16 protein-coding genes and 1 pseudogene are annotated in these 19,728 nt (G+C 36.5%); 5 read left to right on the top strand and 12 right to left on the bottom strand.

All coding sequences use genetic code 11. From position 1 onward, the window contains the following. Positions 1-65: 65 nt before the first annotated feature. The 7 genes from hppD to KW850_RS16515 form a co-directional block, all read right to left on the bottom strand. Positions 66-1,181, bottom strand: a complete 1,116-nt coding sequence (gene hppD / locus KW850_RS16540) for a 4-hydroxyphenylpyruvate dioxygenase (protein ID WP_218348681.1) — start codon at positions 1,179-1,181, stop codon at positions 66-68. A 249-nt stretch (positions 1,182-1,430) separates the two neighbouring features. Then, positions 1,431-2,225: an ABC transporter ATP-binding protein gene (locus KW850_RS16535; protein ID WP_218348680.1), complete on the bottom strand. Its 795-nt coding sequence runs from the start codon at positions 2,223-2,225 to the stop codon at positions 1,431-1,433. Further along, on the bottom strand, positions 2,209-3,231 hold the full coding sequence (locus KW850_RS16530) for an ABC transporter permease (protein ID WP_218348679.1): 1,023 nt from the start codon (positions 3,229-3,231) through the stop codon (positions 2,209-2,211). Before KW850_RS16530 ends, KW850_RS16535 begins: the two co-directional genes overlap by 17 nt. Positions 3,232-3,351: 120 nt before the next feature. After that, positions 3,352-4,350, bottom strand: coding sequence for an ABC transporter substrate-binding protein (locus KW850_RS16525; RefSeq protein ID WP_218348678.1), 999 nt, complete (start codon positions 4,348-4,350; stop codon positions 3,352-3,354). Positions 4,351-4,586: 236 nt separating this feature from the next. Then, complete coding sequence (locus KW850_RS33400; RefSeq protein ID WP_256358295.1) at positions 4,587-4,715, bottom strand: hypothetical protein; 129 nt, start codon at positions 4,713-4,715, stop codon at positions 4,587-4,589. Between the two features lie 122 nt (positions 4,716-4,837). Beyond that, complete coding sequence (locus KW850_RS16520) at positions 4,838-5,998, bottom strand: cation:proton antiporter (protein WP_218348677.1); 1,161 nt, start codon at positions 5,996-5,998, stop codon at positions 4,838-4,840. 206 nt (positions 5,999-6,204) lie between these two features. Further along, positions 6,205-9,612, bottom strand: coding sequence for a hypothetical protein (locus tag KW850_RS16515; RefSeq protein WP_218348676.1), 3,408 nt, complete (start codon positions 9,610-9,612; stop codon positions 6,205-6,207). A 201-nt stretch (positions 9,613-9,813) separates the two neighbouring features. Between KW850_RS16515 and KW850_RS16510 the strand changes: the two genes are divergently transcribed. Further along, positions 9,814-10,290: a hypothetical protein gene (locus tag KW850_RS16510; protein WP_218348675.1), complete on the top strand. Its 477-nt coding sequence runs from the start codon at positions 9,814-9,816 to the stop codon at positions 10,288-10,290. Positions 10,291-10,327: 37 nt separating this feature from the next. Here KW850_RS16510 and KW850_RS16505 read toward each other — a convergent pair whose 3' ends face one another. The 3 genes from KW850_RS16505 to ltaS all read right to left on the bottom strand — a co-directional run bounded on the left by KW850_RS16505 (position 10,328) and on the right by ltaS (position 13,925). Further along, a complete protein-coding gene (locus tag KW850_RS16505) occupies positions 10,328-10,840 on the bottom strand; it encodes an HD domain-containing protein (RefSeq protein WP_218348674.1) in 513 nt (170 codons plus the stop codon). Positions 10,841-10,984: 144 nt separating this feature from the next. Continuing rightward, positions 10,985-11,887, bottom strand: coding sequence for a thermonuclease family protein (locus KW850_RS16500; protein ID WP_218348673.1), 903 nt, complete (start codon positions 11,885-11,887; stop codon positions 10,985-10,987). 88 nt (positions 11,888-11,975) lie between these two features. Next, positions 11,976-13,925 (bottom strand): lipoteichoic acid synthase, encoded by a 1,950-nt coding sequence (gene ltaS, locus KW850_RS16495; protein ID WP_218348672.1) that lies wholly within the window; start codon positions 13,923-13,925, stop codon positions 11,976-11,978. A gap of 513 nt (positions 13,926-14,438) precedes the next feature. Here ltaS and KW850_RS16490 point away from each other — a divergent pair. Beyond that, on the top strand, positions 14,439-14,618 hold the full coding sequence (locus tag KW850_RS16490) for a hypothetical protein (protein WP_218348671.1): 180 nt from the start codon (positions 14,439-14,441) through the stop codon (positions 14,616-14,618). 97 nt (positions 14,619-14,715) lie between these two features. Next, positions 14,716-14,895 (top strand): H-type small acid-soluble spore protein, encoded by a 180-nt coding sequence (locus tag KW850_RS16485; RefSeq protein WP_218348670.1) that lies wholly within the window; start codon positions 14,716-14,718, stop codon positions 14,893-14,895. Positions 14,896-14,966: 71 nt separating this feature from the next. Here KW850_RS16485 and KW850_RS16480 read toward each other — a convergent pair whose 3' ends face one another. Then, positions 14,967-15,128 carry a hypothetical protein gene (locus KW850_RS16480; protein WP_218348669.1) on the bottom strand — a complete coding sequence of 54 codons (162 nt, stop codon included), beginning with the start codon at positions 15,126-15,128 and terminating at the stop codon, positions 14,967-14,969. Positions 15,129-15,190: 62 nt separating this feature from the next. Further along, complete coding sequence (locus tag KW850_RS16475) at positions 15,191-16,339, bottom strand: acyl-CoA dehydrogenase family protein (protein WP_218348668.1); 1,149 nt, start codon at positions 16,337-16,339, stop codon at positions 15,191-15,193. A gap of 198 nt (positions 16,340-16,537) precedes the next feature. Here KW850_RS16475 and KW850_RS16470 point away from each other — a divergent pair. Together KW850_RS16470 and KW850_RS16465 are read left to right on the top strand one after the other, a co-directional pair. Further along, a pseudogene (locus KW850_RS16470) lies at positions 16,538-18,034 on the top strand (MFS transporter). A 358-nt stretch (positions 18,035-18,392) separates the two neighbouring features. After that, complete coding sequence (locus KW850_RS16465; RefSeq protein ID WP_218348667.1) at positions 18,393-19,694, top strand: NarK family nitrate/nitrite MFS transporter; 1,302 nt, start codon at positions 18,393-18,395, stop codon at positions 19,692-19,694. Positions 19,695-19,728 lie beyond the last annotated feature (34 nt).

Raw genomic sequence — 19,728 nt, 5'->3', positions numbered from 1 at the left:
GGGAGAAATCACTCTCCCTGGAACCCGTTCGATTTTTTGCCCCTTTAAACCCTTAATATCTATTTTTATAAATTTCCTCGTCTTTCCTGCTCCCGTTCAATTGATTCAAATAAAGCCTTAAAATTTCCTTCTCCAAATCCTCGTGCACCTTTTCGTTGAATGATTTCAACAAATAAGGTTGGACGGTCAACAATTGGTTTGCTGAAAATTTGCAGTAAATATCCTTCATCATCTCTGTCTACTAAAATATTTAGTTCACGCAGCTTTTCAATTTCTTCATCAATCTTCCCAATCCGTTCTCCTAAGGATTCATAATAAGTATCTGGAGTTTTAAGGAACTCAACCCCATTTTTCTTTAAGATGGCTACCGTTGAAACAATATCCTCTGTTAAAATTGCCAAATGCTGTACACCAGGACCATTATAGAATTCAAGATATTCCTGAATTTGTGATTTGCGTTTTCCTACTGCTGGCTCGTTGATTGGAAACTTGATCCGTCCTCCGTTATGCATGACCTTTGACATAAGAGCGGAATATTCCGTTGTTATGTCCTTATCAGAGAAATGTTTCATTTCTTTAAAGCCCATTACCTTGGCATAATATTCTACCCATTCCTCCATTCTCTCTACGTTACCGACCACATGGTCAATCCCAATTAAACCCGCATCTTTTACCGGTAATCGAGCAGCGTATGGTTCAAATCCAGGCAAGAAAGCACCCTGATAATTCTTTCGTTCTATTAACGTATGGATGGTGTCCCCATATGTACCAAGAACGGCTTTTTTTATCACACCCGATGGATCCTTCATTTCAAAAGGGGCAGCAATCGCAATCGCTCCACGATTCACCGCTTCTTCAAATGCCTTCTCGACATTATCAACTAAAAGGGCTATATCCTTTACACCGTCTCCGTGTTTCTTAACAAATTGGGCTACTGAGCCTTCTTCCGTATATGACCCTGTAAGCACTAGTCGAATATTCCGCTGCTTCAAGCAATAGGAAGCGGTTTCACGATTACCTGTTTCCAGACCAGAGTATGCTACTGGCTCAAAACCAAATGCTGTACAGAAAAAGTGGCATGCTTGTTTTGCATTCCCTGTGTATATTTCAATATAATCTACGTCACGGACGGGAAAAAAATCATCAGCTAATTGGTCTCTTCTTACTCTTTTATCTTTCATCTAGAAACCCCCATTATCTAAAAGTAATAATATTCAGAATTAATTCTAAACCAAGGTTCCTTGTCCTATCAAGAATAGGGTGTAAAGCAATAACGCTTTTTTGTACTAAAGACAAGAAGAGGATGGATGTGATATTTCCCGTAAAAACAAAAAGAAACTTACCCATTACGGCAAGTTTCTATCTTAATAACTTTGGAAATATTTTTTAACGCAATCATTAGAAAATAGATATTCAAAAAATTTTTTCTCTTAGGATAGAATGGCCCGATCGCTTGCCATATGTTCACCACGTATCCTTTTAAACTCCGTTAATAAACTTTCGATTGTTAACTGCTTCTTATTTTCCTCACTGACTTCTAAAATAATTTGACCCTTATCCATCATAATTAAACGATTCCCTAAATCAATGGCTTGCTGCATGTTATGGGTAACCATTAACGTGGTCAGTTTATATTTATCAACAATTTCTCTCGTTAAGTTTGTAATTAATTCTGCCCTCGAAGGATCAAGTGCTGCTGTATGTTCATCAAGGAGAAGGATGGATGGCTCTGTGAAGGTTGCCATTAACAAAGATAATGCTTGGCGTTCTCCCCCTGATAATAGCCCGACCTTCGCACTCAGTCGGTTTTCAAGTCCTAGGTGCAATGATTCTAGTACCTCACGGAAATAATCACGTCGCTTTTTTGTTACCCCTTGTCGGAGGGTTCTCAGTTTGTTGCGAGAGTAGGCCATCGCGAGATTTTCTTCAATAGTCATACTTGGAGCCGTTCCAGCCATGGGGTCCTGGAAGACACGTCCGATCATTTTTGAACGCTTATATTCTGACATGCTCGTTACATTTTTCCCGTTAATATGAACATCACCGACATCAGGGATTAACACACCGGAAATAATATTCATTAATGTTGATTTTCCTGCACCATTACTTCCAATTACAGTAACAAAATCACCAGGCTGAAGGGTAAGATTCACATGATCGATAGCGATTTTTTCATCCGGGGTCCCTTCATTAAATATCTTGTGAATTTCATTTAAGTGTAGCATGATTGTCCCCTTTCGCTTGAGCGCTAGCCTGGATGATATTCTTTCGCTCTGATTTTCGACGGGCTTTCCGCTTTTTCTCTTTAGTACCTTCAATGATTTTTGGAGCTGTAAGTGCAATAATAACAATAAGTGCAGTAATTAACTTCATATCTCCTGGATCCAAGAAATCTACACGCAAGGCTAACGTAACAACGATTCGATAAATAATAGACCCGCCAATGACAGCCAGAGTTGTACGAGCAATTGTTTTAGTACCAAAAAGGGCTTCGCCAATGATAACAGAGGCAAGACCAATGACAATCATACCAATTCCCATGCCTACATCTGCAAATCCACCTTGCTGGGCAATCAGTGCTCCTGAAAATGCTACTAATGCATTTGAAAGACCTAATCCTAACACAACTAGAAGATTGGTATTAGCAGAAAAGCTCCGAATCATCCGTTTATTATCTCCAGTCGCCCTAATGGCAAGACCAATTTCTGTCTTCAAGAATAAATCCGTCAAGAATTTAATCACAAATGTAACGATAATCATAAAAATAAGAATTCCCCATGTTTCTGGCAGGCTATCACCAAGACCGACCATCGAGAGAATACTGTTGAAAAAAGAATCTATTCCTGTTTTTTCAAAAAATCCACTGATTTTCGTAAAAGCTGTATCTATATTCAATAAAGGGATATTTGAACGCCCCATAATTCTCAGGTTTATTGAATAGAGTGCAATCATCATTAAAATACCGGAAAGTAAGTTGTTAATCTTTCCAAATGTATGCAGAAGGCCCGTTAAACAACCCGCTGCAAAACCGGCAAATAGGGCCATGATTGTTGCTAGAAATGGATCCGTACCATTTGCAATCATAACCGCTGAAATAGCTGCTCCCGTGACAAAACTACCATCAACCGTTAAATCTGGAAAATCCAGAATACGAAAGGAAAGATAGACGCCCAGTGCCATAATCGCGTAGATGATACCTGCTTCAAATGATCCAAATATGGCTGTAAACATTGAGTTCATCCTTTCTTTAATCATTTAGTCTGCGTCTTTGACGCTTACCTCCATACAATGCTTATGTATGTATCAAAGAGGCAGCCTTCAAAATGAAGGCTCCTCTTTGAAATATGTCATTTAATTACCTTCGTAAAATTCACCCAAACTGCTCCAAGCATCAATAACTGTTAAGCCTTGTGCTTCAGCCGCCTTCTTATTAATGACAAGCTTTAAGCTATTCGGAAGTTCGACTGGAATTTCAGATGCCTTTTTCTTTCCGCTTAAGATATCAGCTGCCATTAAACCAGATTGGTAGCCAAGGTCAAAATAGCTAAACCCACTTGCAGCAACTGCGCCTTTTTTCATGGAATCAAGCTCACCCACAAAAAGCGGGATTTTCTTGTTATTTGCAACAGCAATGACTGAATCAAGTGCAGTAACAACAGTATTGTCGGTTGGAATGTAAATGGCATCCACACGGCCAATTAATGATTCTGCTGCTTGCTTCACTTCTGCTGTAGTAGAAACAGATACTTTTACAAGTTTAGCACTCTTCTCTTTGGCAATCTTTTCGACTTCATCAACCTGAACAACTGAATTTTGTTCACCAGAGTTATAAATAACTCCAATATTTTTCGCTTTTACTTCGTCTGTAATAAAGCTAATGGTTTTCTTTGTTGCTTCTGGATGGTTATCAGTAGTACCAGTAATGTTCTTCCCAGGTTTATCAAAGGCCTCAACCAAACCAGCTCCAACGGGGTCAGTCACCGATGTGAAGATAATCGGAATATCCTTTGTTGCATTCAATGCTGCTGTTGCACTTGGCGTAGCATTCGCAAAGATTAAATCGACTTTGTCCCCAACAAAATTATTAGCAATTGTTTGCGTGTTGTTCATATCTGCCTGAGCATTTTGTTCATCATAGCTTACCTTAATCCCTTTATCTTTAAGGGCCTTTTTAAAACCCTCTGTCGCAGCATCTAAAGATGGATGTGGTGCAAACTGAGTAATTCCTACTTTGAACTCCTTATCTGCTCCCCCTTTTTCTGATCCGCCTGCTGATTCTTTACTACTGCACCCTGCTAGCAGCATCATTCCTGCTAATGCAATCGATAATACTTTTCCATTTCTCTTCATTTAGCTAAATCCCCCTTAAATAGCAAAATACCAATTTTCAAAAAATTAAATATATTAAAAATTATTCTAGTATTTTTTTGAAGGAAATGCAATAGATATGGATAAAATATTTTTTCGCTTTAAAGCAGCATAATTGTATAGCCATTGTTTCATATCGATTACCGATTATTTACAAATAAAAATGCCTCCATTTTTATGAAGGCATTCTGAAAAATTATCGTATCAAAAATATTATTTTACCAATCTCGGGTATTTTCAAGTAAAAGGTCAATTTCAATTTTTTTCACTTTTTGATTATTTTTCTCAGTTGTTAGATTTGATGTTGCTTCTAGTAATTTGTCGATATCGATTAATACAGTACCCATTTCTAACCTCCTGAATGTTAGTTTGTATTTCTTTGATAAATCATTCGTTTTTCCCATTGAATTTATGGGCGTACCATTTCAATTAATCTTAAAAAAAGAGAATAGACTAGTACTTAGTTGGATCATGCAGTGTTTTTCATCTTTGCTCGTTTATCACCCTGATGGAAAAAGTACTTCATCATCGGCGGTGTGACGATCGTTGTAACTAACACTACTATTATTATTACGGCAAAAAGTTCCTGGGGGATTAACTTTGTTTCTAAGCCAATCGTCGCAATAATTAACGCAACCTCGCCGCGTGAAACCATAGCAGCACCAATTCCAAGTGAATTTTCCCAAGAAAATCTTGCTAATTTAGCACCTGCGGCAGCACCGAATAACTTGGTTAAAATAGCAAGAATACTAAGACCAATTATGAGCCCAAAATGTTGAAAGATTCCATCAAAGGTTACTGACAACCCAATCGATGTAAAAAATACAGGAACAAAAATAGAATAGCTGATGGTTTCTACTTTCTTAAATATTTTCTGTTTATAGTCAGTCTGACTAATGGCAACCCCGGCGATATAGGCACCAATAATTCCCGCGACACCTGATAATTCCGCTGCATAAACAAACACGAAGCAAATAATTAATGCAGCTGAGACGAGCGATTCTGTGACCTTTAATGGTGCGAATTTCCTTAATATCCACGGAACCACCTTCCAAGCAACCATTATTGCAACTGTGAAAAAGAGTACCTTTTTTATGATCATCATACTCAAATTTACTTCTCCGCCAGCCATACTCATTAGGAATGCCAAGGCAATGATTACAACGACATCATCTATGACTGCTGCGCCTAAAATGGTTGTTCCTGCTTTTGATTGAAGCTTATTTAACTCTTTAAGTGCTTGAACGGAAATACTTACACTCGTTGCGGATAGTAATAAACCTAAAAATAAGGCTTCAATTAGTGTCAGATTCATCACGATCCCTGCAAGGGAACCTAAAATTAATGGAAAAATAATCCCACTGAATCCTACTAATGTTGCAGCCATCCATGTGCGTCTGAATTGTTGAATATTAGTCTCAATACCAGCTATAAACATCAACAAGATAACGCCAATCTGGCTTAGATCGGTTAATGTTTTCGTATTAGAAATCAGCCCCAAAACAGCTGGTCCTATAATAATACCAATTAATAACTTTCCTAAAACGGACGGCTGACCTAATTTAACGCTTATATCCCCAGCAATCTTTGAGGCAAATAAAATGATCGCTAAATCTAAAATTAAATCCATTCAATCTCCACTCCTTTTATTCAAAAATAAAAGGGTCTGTATTTTAACAGACCCCTTTTGAAATACATAAAAAGCCTGTCAACCAAAGGACATAATAATCCCTTGGTGACAGGCTCCTCCAAAAACAACAGATATTTTATTAATACTATTATAACATTTCTTAGATGAACCTTCAATTAAAAGCATACCGAGCAAAGTATTCGCAACTAATCCCACTTTTTCATTTTCTCGATTACTTTTTCCTTAATAGTCATAATAAAGGTTGTTTCTCCTTTATTTACTTTTTGCTTATTCCATTCATTAAAGCTTGCAACAGTAATTAATAGTAGTCCAGCAATTAATAAATAGAACCACCACGGCATATTCCCCCAGTAGGGTCTTGTTTGCAGAAATACGTTTAGTAATAAAACGCCAGCTCCCACAAAGAAATATGATTTTATTTGTAAGAACATACCAGAAAACAGCGACAACAAGGATAGTGTCCCGATGATAATAGCATCATAAATTGTGTTGCTAGCTAAGCCATCTTGTATTAATAACAGGGAAACGATAATTAGAACTCCCCATTGAACAACTTTTGTAATATCGGTATATCGACCCTTTAAACAACGTCGAATAAAAATAATAAGAATAATAAATGGGAGGACTATCACTTCCCGCTCCCATAGTGACGGAATATTTAGCTCTGCCATAAGTGAATAGTATGGTTGTAATAAATAGGCTCCGCCAAGTATCGTCATAAGAACACAGAAACGTTCTGGAACTCTTTTTCTTTGCAACAAAAGAGAAACCGAGATTAGCACGCCTGGCAAAGCATGCCCCCAAATGTATTCATGACCAAATGTGTACATAAGAGCGAAAAACATCAATGAAACCAGTGTATATCCGTCTAGTTTTGTTTGAATAAGCTTTGGACTATATATGATTAACTTTTTATAAACGAACTGACCAACAATCGACAGAACGATCCCTAAACCTCCAGTTAATAGCATTTTTACCAGCGCAGCTAATTCACCTTGATGTGTGAACTCAATAGTCGCAATAAAAGCTAAGATTAATGGAATAGCCCCTAAAACATCCCAATTGATTTTATGCAAATAAAACAGTATCCCAAATGTATAGACAAGTGTGACAAGATATGGCAGCATATCAAACGGATAGGTAATGACAGTAAACACAATCCCAATTATGGAAAATGGAACTAAATAATAAGCTGTCCGTTTCTTAAACTCATCCTTGGCAAGTAAAGCAAATAAAAGAATAACACAACTCGTGATCGGAAACTCATAGTATCCAAAATCAAAATTGTATACTAAGTCAAACCCTGTTGAAACAATAAAGAATACGGTAGTAAAACTGCCATAGAGAAAACCTTTAATTTTCCATTCTACCTTCGTCAATTTTGTGCTAAAAGCATATACAAACAACGCCAAGATAAAGCTGTAAACAGAGTCTTTCTGAAAAGCAAACCATGTAAATAATAGCTCTAGTGGATATATGCTGTGTCCTACACATCCAAACGCATTTGACAAGTTCAAGTCATTTTTTCGACTGATATAGGCGATTAGAAGCGTGATCACTGCACTAATAGAAGCGATTAGTGAATTTATGGTATGACTTAAAGTAAATTTCAGCAAAATGGCTTGTATGATAGAAAAATACGTGAGCAGTACAGCGATACTTACTAAATATGGGACCCACTTTGTACCAATTTTTTTATACAAATAATAATACATTCCGATTCCAACCAACATTACAAGTGGCTGAGCCCATAGATGATTCATCGGATTAAACAAAGCATGGAAAATGGAAAGTGTGTAGAATGCCTGAGAGGTATATAAAGAGTTTTTATCTAAATGCTTCTCCCCAGCCATTTTCCATATAAAGCTTGTTAATAAAACCAGGATTGCCCCTGTAGCAAAATTAATTCCGTACCCATATTCATTAAGATACACAGAAAAATTACTATTCAATTCTTCTCCAAAGGCTGCCATTGAAAAACCTAGTAAACTAGGAATAATCCATAAAGCGCCTTCCTTAAGAAAAATCCTTGTTTCCTTTTTATAAACTAGATAAGCAGCAGCCATAAAGAGTAATAGCATGACACCAAGTTCCCACCATAATATCAACGAAATCGCCGTCAACATAGCAAGCCCCATGATCGACAAACCGACATCTCTAGAGGCAATCTGAATAATCTTTACGTACTTTGAAAGTTGTGCTATGCCTAAAATATTAAATAGGATAAACCCCGTAATGGATAACTGCAGAGAAAAATGGATGGTATCGAATGGCTCTGTTAATAATGCGATAGTTTCAAACAAGCCAGAAGCCGCAAAAACCGCGCCTAAATATGGAAACAACTCTCTTGAACCATGATGGGACAAATAAATAAAGTTTACGGCAATGATAAAATAGGCCAGCATAAGCACAATCGATGGAGTCCCTGCACGCAGGAAAATTCCTTCAAGGCTTATATAAATAAAGGCTAAACCAGAAATCACAGCACTTGTGTATTGGAATGCTTTATTTAATGTAAATTTATCATTCAAAGCTTTGGGAACGAACACCATTCCAAAACCGATTAATGCATAAATAATCTCTCCAAAATAATTAAGGAAACTATGCTCAATCAATTGATAAGCTCCATAGACAATCATGACACTAAAAATGAAATGATATTCTTTTCGACCGCTTACATACATCATCGATAAATAAATAATTGCAGTTAACAGCAGGTTGAAGCTGTATAGGACCTCATTATCGTATAAAAAAAGCATAAATAGTGTACACAAAATCAGATTTACTTGTACATAAGGAATAAATTCATTTGTAAATAATTTGAATGATTCCTTGTTCTTGAACTGATGATACACAAAAATTAAACTAGCATTGAAAACCATCATACCTAGGTAAAAGAAATCCATCTTTAGATGAAAACTAGCTAATAGAAACGCCATTCCTATAGATATAGAAACAAAGGAAAACCAAACGAATAATCTTGAAGACAAGTTTTTTGCAAATAAATAATACACGATGACCGGCAGCAAACTACCGAGCATTCCGAGTAGATAACGCCCTTCCCCAGATATGGATAAATATGAACCTAATAACCCAAACCATCCAAGCGAAAGAATAAAAATGGGCAAAAATAAACTTCCTAGAACACTAAATGCAAAAGCTGTCTTTTCTATTTTTATTATTTTTTTTGTTAAAAAAGCAATTCCGTAAAATAATAAAGCTACAATTGCTATCGATCCACTTTTCATAATACTTGTCATCGATTCCCAATTACTTGTTGCTACAAACAACCCTCCAATTAATAAGAAGATTACACCAATGTTTAATAACCATGTAATATTTCTTTCCCTAATTTCTTCAGGTGTCATTGTTTTCTTTACTTTTTGAGGTTTTTGAGGTATCGAAGGATGGATCGGCACACTTGCTTCATATTCAGAAGGTTTGGCCTCCATTTCTAATATATCCTTATGGTACTTATAATGTGCACTTGCAACCTTGTCGACGATTGCTTCAGAAAGATAACCTTCCTCGCGGAGTGTGAATAACTCTTTTCTAAAGATTTTCCGATGCTCTTCCCTAATATTTGAATCCATGAAAACCTACCCCCAAACTGACCAAAATGGTAATGGTATCAAATTTCCCTTTATTGTGTAATTTTACACTAAATGATAAAAAATTTCCAATATTTTCTCAAAAATAACGTTTCCCTCAACAATAGTTTTCTTAAAGAATTTACGTTTGGGTAAAATATCTGTATGATGAAAGAGGTTTTATTTAAATAGACGGAGGAAACTATGCTTACATATGATGAAAAGTTAGCAATAATAGAATCGTTCCCTGAATTGGAACGAAAAAATGTTTCTATGGGACGAGTCAATTTTCAATTCGAAGGCAGTGTCACAGATAAGAAAAACATTGTATACCACTTACACCCAAACGGAAATGGATTTGTTTATGCTGGGATGCTGGACAATTATGACACGGACGAAAAAGGGTTGGTAAATATCCGTGATTTCACCGAAGACCAACTTCGTAAGTTGTTAATGGAATCCATTCAATCACTCTCTCCTGTCGAGGTAACGGCTGGTGAAGAAGCCATTATTGGCGATTCAAAAGAAGAGCGCTGGATAGATAGCGAAAATAATCTCCTCATTCTAGTGGAAGAAAATGAATCATGGAATATTTATTTTGGGTTAAACCTTGATGCAACATTCGATACCTATGAGGAAGCTAGGGAATTTTTACAAGAAGAGGGCTTTACTAGGAAATAATTTTAAAAGGCGGTGCATCATCTGCACCGCCTTTTCTTTATTCAAATTCTTTGTCGATCCATTCATCTAGGCGAATAATACTTTGTTTGGCCCGTTCATATTCAATCGTCCGGTAATGATGCATGCCGCCTTCTTCTTCATCCTTTTCATCGGCCCATTTAACAACTTGCTGTAATGGTGTCCTCACAATATCGTTAGATGGTAAAAATGAGTCTGTATGAAATAAAATCGCAAGTGCAATTGTTTTGGCTTTGATTGGATTTTCACCAAGACGGATCAGAAGCTTATGCGCTCTTTCCGCGCCTTTTATCGGATGAATGTCATTTTGCTTATATAAATCATAATCCCATTTTCCATTTTTATACCATGTATAATGTCCCATATCATGGAGAAGCCCTGCCTTTGCCGCAATGTCAACATCCAATTGATGCTCTTTCCCTAATTGAAAGGCATGGTAGGCAACAGCAATCGCATGGGCAAGACCAGAGCGGTTTAAATATTTTTGGGCAATGTGATGTTCAAATATACTCAATAAGGTAACGTCTCTCATGCGATCTCTCTCCTAACTTTTTCAAAATAATATATTTTATTTATTATATGATAACAATTGGTACATGGCTAATTTTTTATTAATATTTAGATTTAAAAAGCAGCAGGCATTCAAAAGCCTGCTGCAATCCTATACACAATAATCTTAACGCTTTGATTTCCTGTAACCTGCTTCCAAGGCTTCTTTTTCTGAACAAAACCAGACGATATTATCAGTTGTGGAATCGTAATAACTGCCGCCAGGCACATGATAGATATGGGAATTAGCATTTCCCTTAATTTTCCCTTTACATTTCAGGTTGATTTCTTGATCATCGCTTGGGTTATTTTCATAATTATTTCCAGATGATGCGTTTGATTGAGTTCCTTTTCCATTATCTTCTTTGGCATTATCGGTATTATACCCATCCTCCTGCGCATAATTTTCAATAGACCAGATGCCAACGCCCTTTTTTTGTGCTTTCTTTTGGATCGCATAAAATTCATCAACATATTGCGTATTTGGCGCATAAATATAGGCCACTCGAGCTAGGCCCTTCTCTAGAAGCATTTCATTAAACATTTTCCCATTCACATAAATATAAGCAAGTAATCGCCCATATTTATCTCTACTTTCACCTAAGCCAGGTTCAATTTCGACTTTGGTCCCAACAGAGAGAATCTTCTTTGTATATTCCGCTGCTTCCGGTCCAAATGGCTGAACCCCTAACCTAGGATGATGGGTCTCAGGAGTATCCACACAAAGCATCCTTACCTTTTCTATCTTGCCATTTAAGTTAATATCAACGGTATCCCCATCTACATTTTTTACAATGGTAGCGGGCAGTAATTTTTTATTACTAGGTTTCTGCTCAACTGATTTGGACGGAGATTGTGAAGGTGTTTTCGAATCGCTTGGTTCATCCGTATTTATTTCGTTATTTTTGCTTACTGAGGAGGTATTTGCATCGCCTTTTTCGCTAGAAGTTTCGCTTCCAGAACACCCAGACAGAATGCAAGTCATAATTACGATTACTGAAATGATAAATTGAAGAATTCTAGTGTTCATAGATAGTTCCCCTTTATGTAATTTCCTAAATAAATTGAAGCAAAATAAAAAAGAGAGAAGGTAACGCCCCCTTCTCTCGTTCATCATGTTACTCTTCTTCTGTTGCTTTGTCACCTTTTGGACCTAAATATTCATAATCATTAGGGTTAATTGGTGTATATCCTTCAGGCTTATAGAACCGTAGTAAGTCTTTATAAACAATTTCATCAGACATATTTAGCTCCATATTAACTTTGCTGTCTACATCCTTACAAATTGTGTCATCTCCTAATAATTCACCAGTTGCAGAGGAGTAACATTTTTCATTAATCTGGATTGCATCGGATGTTACAAAGTCACCGTTTCTAAATAAAGCCCAATTGCGGTGTTGTTTAGAAAGTAAATCGGAACCAAATTCCATATAATCTTTCGTATCAATACCTAATAAATGAAGAACAGTTGGACGAACGTCTACTTCACCGCCAACTTGGTGCTGCACTCCACCCTTTACACCAGGCACGTGAATGAACAATGGTACACGCTGTAATTTAGCATTGATTGCAGGAGTGATTTCGTCCACACCCATAACCTTTGCCATTGCATCATTATGGTTTTCTGAGATACCGTAATGGTCACCATACATAACAATTATAGTATTATCATACAAACCGTTAGCTTTTAAATCATTAAAGAACTGCTCAAATGCCTGATCCATATAGTTTGCGGATTGGAAATATTGGTTTACCACCGTATCCCCATAATCCCCAGCAGGAAAGACTGTATCTTGCGGATCCATTTCAAATGGGAAATGGTTAGACAATGAAATGAATTTTGTATAGAACGGCTGCTTTAAGCTTTCAAGTAATGGAATTGATTCTTTGAAGAAAGGTTTATCTTTCATTCCATAGTTTTTAGTATTTTCATCAGACATACTGTAGTACTCTGCATCAAAGAATTGATCGTAGCCAAATGCTTTATAGATAACGTTTCGATTCCAGAACGTCTTATAGTTTCCATGAAACACAGCTGAACTATATCCCTGTCCTTTTAAAATAGAAGGCATAGCTTGATAAGTGTTTTGGGCCTTATTAACAAAAACTGCCCCTTGTGCCATTGGATATAATGAATTTTCCATCAAGAACTCGGCATCGGAGGTTTTCCCTTGACCTGTTTGGTGATAGAAATTATCAAAATAGAACGTATTATGGTCATGTGCCAATGAATTCAAAAATGGTGTTACTTCCTGTCCGTTTGGCATCTTATAATCAATCATAAAACTTTGAAATGATTCCATCGAAATATATATGACATTCATACCTTTAGCTTTTCCAAAGTATTTTGGATTTGGTGCTGCATAGTTTGCTTTTCGGTAGTTCTCAACATCTGTAATATCACTGCTATCCGCCAATGCTCGTTGACTTGATGATTTGATATTTTGGATGACATCATAAATGGTAAAGTTATACGCACCAAGGTATTTTACTAAATAATTCCTGTCAAAAGAACGTGACAGCAATTGTGGACGATCCTTTTCTGCTAACCCTAAATTAAATAGAAAAGTAGTGATTGAAAATAATAGAACAATTTTATAGGTTTTTCTGTTCGTTACCGTTACTTTCTTAAAAATAGTTAATGCTAATGCAATTAAAATAAATGTATCTGTAAAATAAAAAATATCAAATGGCGACATTAATGAAAGTGCACTGTCACCAAGTTGTCCAGCATTTGTTTTAGTTTGCATTAATACTGGCACAGTAATGAAATCATTAAAGAAACGATAGTAGGCAATATTTGCGTACAATAAGAATGATAAAAGGAAATTTATTATGATCATTATCATCTTTGAATGCTTCTTAAATAGTAATGCTAATCCAAAAAAGAACAAGGCTGAACTTAATGGATTAATTAAAAGCAAAAACTTTTGTAGGTTATTTTCAATACCTAAATTAAATTCAATTTGATAAGCAGCATAAGTTTTGATCCAAAATAATAAAACAGCCGCTGCAAAGAATGTAATATGACTATTTTTTAATGTTTTAGGTAGTCTTATTTTATTCATATATTAAATTCTCCCCTCACTTACCAATTAAGCTTCGGTAAACGAACCTCAATTACTATATCACACTTCGTATAAAAATAAAAACAAAAATCATGCTATTTCTAACTATACTTATCAACAAAAATCTACATCATTTGCTAATTGTTCAGCCGCTTTTTCCCCAATTAACATATGAAATTAAATGATTTCACATCGTGATATACTTTCTATTTCTATGTCATGTCATGGTGGGACATGACTATTTTCAATCCTCAATATTATAAGACGAAGATGATTTCATTTAGTTTCATTTTTTTATATTTAATTGGGCCCTTCACTTAAATACTTATCGCATTTATGTCTTTTGAGGTCATCATTTCTACATATCATAAACCCGTATGTTTGAGGGAGCAATATGAATTTAGTCTTATCTTTTGCTAGTGGGAAGCCACTGATTCTTTGAATGAACTAAGTAAACATTGGAAAGTATATACACAGAGGAAACAAGAAAGAAATTTTAAAAAGGAGAATACTATGCCCAGAATAAGGCCTGAATTTACAAAAAGCCCATATTTTGTTGATGAACCAGGGAATTGGCATTTAAAGCCTGGTGCTCCGAAGGAATTACAAATCGAGCTTGATTATTATCTAAATAGTCTGGGAGATGTTGATGAGCCAGGTACAATCAATGGTATACATATCGACTATCCTTAGGAATGTATAAATGCCCACTATATTATAGAAGAAAGCGGTTGCTTTCTTTACCTAAAAATGAAAACCATACCCAATCAAATGACTAGGAGTGAATATAATGAATGTTAACCGAGTAAAGCAGATTTTGTCATCTTCTGCAGATATTGAAGTCAAATATAATGGTGCATCTGTATGGATTGACCAATTAAATGAAGATGGACATACCGCAACTGTTCATTTACGCGGGCCATTGGAAGAACGATCAGTTGTTGAAATTGGTGAGTTAATCGAAGAATAATTCCTCTAGGAGTTAATGTATTAAAATCTTATCATAATCAAAAAAGTATAAGGCAGGAAAGTATTCCTGCCTTATACCATGTCTTCATTTTCCTTTTCAATATCATTAGGTTCTGGTTGAACTCCTTGAACAATCCCCCCAAGAACCTCTCTATTATTCCTATTGGCATCTTTTCCTGCACCTGGTGCTATATTAGCCATAGGAAGCTGCTCTAATTCTTTACCTCTTGGCATTTTCCTCACTCCTTACTGTTATGGTAACCATTTAGTTTGGAGATTAGTTAACCAACTTTTGGTTAATGATTAATAATGCTGTGCTTTGCTAATAGTTGTAAAGTCATGTCATCCATCGGTGGATTATGTAGCCCTGCTCGCACATCTCTATAATATCGCTGCAATGGATTACTCAAAGAAAGACTTTTTGCTCCAACGATTCTCATTGCCAAGTCAACAATTTCGATTGCCAAATTCGTCACTGTAAATTTGGCGGCCCCTAACGCTGCACTCATTCTTTCCCTATCTTGATCGAATGAAGCATCCCACTGTTTGGCAACTCCATACAAGAAGTACTCCGACTGCATTACTTTCAACTCAATTTCACCCAGTTTTTGTTGGACATTTGGCAAATCAATGATTGGTCCAACTATACTATTTGGTGAATACTCCTTTGCAAATTGAATTGCGTATCTTTGGGCAGCTTTTGCTATGCCCAGATAACATGCTGGTATGTGTAAAAGCCATCCATTCGCTTTTTTAGCTGCCGAACTTAACTTTTCAACTAGATAATCGTTAGGAACCAAACAATTATCCAATAGTAAGTCATGACTTCCTGTTCCCCTTAGCGCGATACTGTCCCAAGTTTCTTCAATATTTATTCCTTTTGTTGTCCGTGGGATCAGAAAATTTGCCACTTCATCAGTTTCTTTAATTGTTGCACTAACAATAAAGAAATCGAGGACAGGTGACATGGTCGTAAATGTTTTTCTCCCCTTTATAACCCAGCCATTTTGACATTTTTCTGCAGTGGTTTCCGGTCTTCCTCCTCGTGTAGGACTCCCTGTTTTCGGTTCACTTTGAGCACTATTGATTAATGCACCATTTTTTACTTGTTCACAAAGATACTTAAAGACCGGTTCCTTCCAAATGTTTTTTTCAGCTAAATTCATCATAATTCCCATATGCCATCCGATGGAAAGTGCAGTTGTCCCATCCCCTTCGGCTATCTTTTCTTGGAGCCGAATGAGTTCATAAAGTGTGATTTCCTTTCCACCATATCTAGAAGGGACAGTTAATGTTGTGTACCCTGTATTTTTAAGATCCTTTATATTGGCATAGGGAAAACTACCTTCAATGTCTATTTGATGTGCTCGCATTAAGAATTGTTTTGCAAGGTTATTCATTAAACCGATTCGTTCATCTATTGTCTGTTTTTTCAGAAAATTCATTTCTATCTCTCCTATTCAAAACCCAAATATTTTTACAAGTTTGTGTCAAATGTGTGTCATAACTCACTGATAGGTACTTCAGATTATTTTATAATACAAGTAGTAAATTTTTTCGGGCCAATGAGCCTCTTTCCTACTATATAACAACAGATAAAGAAAATAATAATAAAAAGGCATTGGATTTGAAGGGGGATTTTTATGAAGCAAGGTCCAAAACAATTATTTATACAAACAGGAAGCTTGGTAGCTGGTTTTATGGTTTGGGTACTTATATCATCCCTTATGCCTTATATCAAGGTAGATATTAAACTTACTTCTTCCCAAATAGCATGGGCAACTGCAGTCCCAGTGATCCTTGGATCGCTACTTCGCATTCCAATTGGCTATTGGACGAACCGCTATGGTGCTCGACTTTTATTTACAATCAGCTTCATAATCCTACTTATTCCTATTGCCTTGTTAAGCTATGCTAATTCTCTACTAACGCTAATCATTGGCGGGTTATTACTTGGGATTGGTGGTGCTGTTTTTTCGGTTGGCGTAACCTCTCTTCCGAAATATTATGAAAAATCAAAGCATGGGTTTATTAATGGGATTTACGGAGCCGGAAATATTGGAACAGCGATTACTTCCTTTTCAGCGCCTGTTCTTGCCAACGCATACGGTTGGAGAAACACCATTAAAATTTTCCTATTAGTTGTCCTATTCTTTGCTCTTGTAAATTTTATCTTTGGAGACAGAAAGGAACGGAAAGTAAACATTTCCTTGCCAGACCAGATCAAAGAGGTATATAAAAATCCAAAACTATGGTTTCTAAGTTTATTCTATTTTATCACGTTTGGTTCCTTTGTTGCCTTTACCATATATTTACCCTCGTTTTTAGTTAATCATTTTGAATTAGATAAAGTGGATGCAGGCTTGAGGACAGCTGGTTTTATTGCTTTGGCAACTGTTTTTAGACCGATTGGAGGTTGGTTAGGCGATAAAGTTAATCCATTTCTTATTCTAATGGCTGTTTTCTTTAGCTTAACTTTTGCAGGATTTCTTTTGTCTTTTACTCCATCACTGCCGATCTATTCTTTCGGTTGCTTATTAGTAGCTTTCTTTGCGGGAATAGGTAATGGCGCAATCTTTAAACTAGTTCCGTTATATTTTTCCAAGCAAGCTGGTATTGTGAATGGGATTGTTTCAGCTATGGGGTGACTTGGTGGTTTTTTCCCGCCAGTTCTTCTCACGATTCTCTTTGATTGGACTGGTCATTATGCCATTGGGTTTATGTCCCTTTCAGAGTTTTCGTTAGCAAGTCTGGTTATCGTAGTGTGGCTATATTACCAAGATAAGCTTGATATTTCAGCGAAGATTGTAAACCATGCTTTAGACGGCATTTGTGTAACTGATGTTCATGGAATTATTCAAAGCGTTAATCCAGCATTCACAAAAATTACTGGCTATAGTCAAAAAGAGGTTGCAGGGAAAACCCCAAGTGTTCTTCAATCCGGTGAACACGGCAATGACTTTTATAAACAAATGTGGGAAAGCTTAAAGACAAACGGTGTTTGGGAAGGCTATATTTGGAATAAACGCAAAAATAATGAAATATACAGAGAATGGCTTACCATTACAGCAATTAAAGATGATGCAGGTGAAACCAAAAACTATGTAGGAATGTTTTATGAAGATGACGAAAAATCCTAGAAAAAGCAGAACAAAAAGAGATCTTTCCCATGAAAGGTCTCTTTTTTCGTTAGCCTATGTTAAAGGTGAATGTTGATTTGATTTTTGCGAAATTCGCGGTACTCATTCAGGAATGTGAGCATGTGAGACCCCTTAGTAATACACGGGCGAGCTGGAGGAAAGGGAGTGAATTTCAGTAAAAATCACCCCTATCGGGTTAAATTATTACAACTTTTTGTCTAACCCCTTGTGTTCACAGTTCGTTCACTGATTTTGTGACGTACGTCACTAAATTCATGTTACCATCTGATTTATATTAATAACACAAACAACAAATCTTTATAAATAAATTTTAAAACAATTTAGGGGGAATAATATCATGGCCCGAATTAATTATTGGAATCCAGAAGACGAAAAATTCTGGAAGACAGAAGGAAAAAAACATGCTCGACGCAATTTATGGATATCCGTACCTTCACTGATGCTCGCATTTATTGTTTGGCAAATTTGGTCCGTAGTAGCCGTTAGACTTAACGACATCGGCTTTCAATTTACGGAAGAACAACTTTTTACACTCGCAGCTATCCCTGGCCTTGTTGGTGCAACACTTCGCTTTGTTTATACCTTTGCAGTTGGCTCGATTGGTGGTAAGAACTGGACCGTTATTTCAACGGCGATCTTAGCCATTCCGGCAATTGGAATTGGATTTGCAGTCCAGAATCCGGACACACCATTTTCAATTATGTTATTACTAGCAGCTCTTTGTGGTCTAGGCGGAGGAAATTTCTCATCATCATCAGCAAATATCAGCTTTTTCTTTCCTAAAAAAGAAAAAGGAACAGCACTTGGAATTAATGGCGGTTTGGGTAATATGGGTGTTTCTGTAGTGCAATTCGTAACACCACTAATTATTACTTCAGGAACTTTTGCACTAGTTGGTGGTAAACAAGTGTTAGCGAATGGCCAGGAAGTTTGGTTACAAAATGCAGCATTTATCTGGGTTATTCCAATTATTATTTTAACAATTCTAGCCATGTTTAAAATGGATAATGTTCCAGGTGCAAAACAATCAGTAGCGGATCAATTTGTAATTGTAAAACGTAAACACACTTGGATTATGACAGCTCTTTATGTAGCAACGTTTGGTTCATTCATTGGTTACTCAGCGGCCTTTCCGCTCCTATTAAGATCACAATTTCCTGAGCACATTTCACTTGCCTTTCTTGGAGCATTAGTTGCAGCAGCAGCAAGACCTGTGGGAGGATGGCTTGCAGACAAACTAGGCGGTGCTAAAGTCACTGCATATGTGTTAGTTATCATGGGCATTGGCGCAACAGGAGTTATTTACTTCTTAAATGGGAAACAGTTTGCAGGGTTCTTAGTATCATTCTTAATTCTTTTTATTGCATCTGGTATTGGTTCTGGCTCAACATTCCAAATGATTCCTAACCTTTTTATTCCAAAAGAAGCAGCACCAGTCATCGGGTTCTCTGCAGCATTTGCAGCGTATGGATCATTCTTTATTCCAAAGCTATTCGGGTGGTCCGTTAAAGCAACAGGCACTCCAGTCACAGCGTTTTACTTCTTTATCGGTTTTTATATTATCTCTTTTGCGCTCAACTGGTATTTTTATCAAAGAAAAGCAACAGCATCTAAAACTCTTACACAGCAGGTCGGTTAATACCGATCTGTTTTTTTAATCTCGCCCTGCGAAA

Source organism: Bacillus sp. sid0103, assembly GCF_019219025.1.
The sequence above is the reverse complement of the archived record's forward strand: the minus strand, read 5'-3'. Positions and strand labels throughout refer to the sequence as shown.